A 1,507-nucleotide genomic window follows, 5' to 3' on the forward strand; every position below is an offset into this window, starting at 1 on the left:
CATGAGAAAGCCCATATAAATGGGTAGAGTACAAGTTGCTGTAGAAGCATTTTTAATTCGTCTGATCACAGATACTTTATAAAGTATTTTAATACTTTTTTGAATCCGTCAATGCGTAAGTCCTATTCTATACCAAAATGTTTATATACAAAAACTACAACTGCACACAGCTATCTAAAATATTCCAATTGTGTGCTCTAAATTGCTCACGCGGATACGGCACTTCAGCACACAACATCCCCTCTTTCTTAAAGAAACGTCGACCGTGGCTATTTTGACTCAACTGCGTTAAATCAGTCACCCCCTGATTCAACAAATTAAAAATCATAATACGATCATTCAAAATGCGCCCTGCAAGCACAGAGCGCTCCCAAGGCACCCCCTCTATATTGGACAAAGTATTGCCCAAATAATTTTTGATATGCCAAGATGAATACTGTCCCTGTTTTTAACCACCCTGCATCCTAAACGAATCATAAGAAAGCTCAGATAGCTGTGCCGCCTCTTCATATTGCTTAAACAATTGATTTGCAGTTTGATTTGGCAAATACAACCAATACATCAAGGAGGTATTCCAGCCCGATGATTGCTGCACCTGCTTCAACACCGCATATACACCATAGGCTTCCAATTGCACTGCTGAGCGCAAACTCAACTGACGAATACTTAAAGGCTCCAAATAAACTACTTGTCCAGTCTTTAATTGTTCATTACGTATAATTCGGACATAACGTGCCAGCCAGTTTTGAATCAGCATCCTTTCAACCAATGAGTTCGGGCGCTCAAGCATCTGCTGCAATCTGTGATATTCAGCCATATATGCATCCAGCTTATCCTCTTTATTTAACGCAATATTGATCAGATAAAGGATCGCCAACTGATTTAAATACTTAAGTCTGGATATGTGGAATTGCTCGGCATACTTAAACTGCGGTATTGGTCTGCATGCTGCAACCATGTGTTAAAGCGCTGCAACGACACCTTTTCTTGCTGTATCAACGCACCAAGCACCAGACGATGCTCAACAACAAATACACTAACCGCCGTAGGATCATCGACCAGCAATTGCTGAAACTCAGCAACTAAATTCGTCTGTTCTTCTGAACACTTTTCACGCGTTAGCTTCACATTCAATGGCTGGCCCAATGCATTCTGATGCTCTTGCCCCAACAAACTAAATACCCAATCTTGATGATAACGATAGCGCCGAACATTCAATGCCGAAAACCGATCTCCAGCATTCAGCCCAAGCAAGTTAAAATACGGCTCTTGTGTGTAATTTGAAAGATAAGAAATTTCAGACTGCTGCCACTTGAGCACCCGAGGATCAATACGCTCATCCCACCGCAGCCAAAGACACACAACAACTGCAAGCAACAGTAAGTCTCCATTAAAAAGTAAACATGTATTCTTTTCCGAATTGGTTTGATACTCTCTCCACCCATTGCTCTATTTTATCAGCTGTCATGACTTGAAAATCTCGCCAATAATATTTCATCTGCTTCCA

At 41.0% G+C, this 1,507-nt stretch carries 3 protein-coding genes and 1 pseudogene; all 4 read right to left on the reverse strand.

Annotation, left to right across the window (positions count from 1 at the left end):
- Window positions 1–154 precede the first annotated feature (154 nt).
- The gene (locus FTT98_RS17700) at window positions 155–397 is read right to left on the reverse strand and encodes a hypothetical protein (RefSeq protein ID WP_180041064.1); all 243 of its coding nucleotides are present in this window, start codon (window positions 395–397) and stop codon (window positions 155–157) included.
- Window positions 398–448: 51 nt separating this feature from the next.
- Window positions 449–817 (reverse strand): hypothetical protein, encoded by a 369-nt coding sequence (locus FTT98_RS17705; RefSeq protein WP_180041066.1) that lies wholly within the window; start codon window positions 815–817, stop codon window positions 449–451.
- A gap of 65 nt (window positions 818–882) precedes the next feature.
- Complete coding sequence (locus tag FTT98_RS17710) at window positions 883–1,377, reverse strand: hypothetical protein (protein WP_180177619.1); 495 nt, start codon at window positions 1,375–1,377, stop codon at window positions 883–885.
- 13 nt (window positions 1,378–1,390) lie between these two features.
- Window positions 1,391–1,507: pseudogene (locus tag FTT98_RS17715) on the reverse strand (transposase); the annotation flags it as partial.

This window comes from Acinetobacter sp. YH12039 (assembly GCF_013420015.1).
GTDB classification, from domain to species: domain Bacteria; phylum Pseudomonadota; class Gammaproteobacteria; order Pseudomonadales; family Moraxellaceae; genus Acinetobacter; species Acinetobacter amyesii.

Excerpts from the sequence above, each read along its gene's own strand:
- FTT98_RS17705 (WP_180041066.1), bottom strand. The coding sequence starts at position 817 with ATGGCTGAATATCACAGATTGCAGCAGATGCTTGAGCGCCCGAACTCA.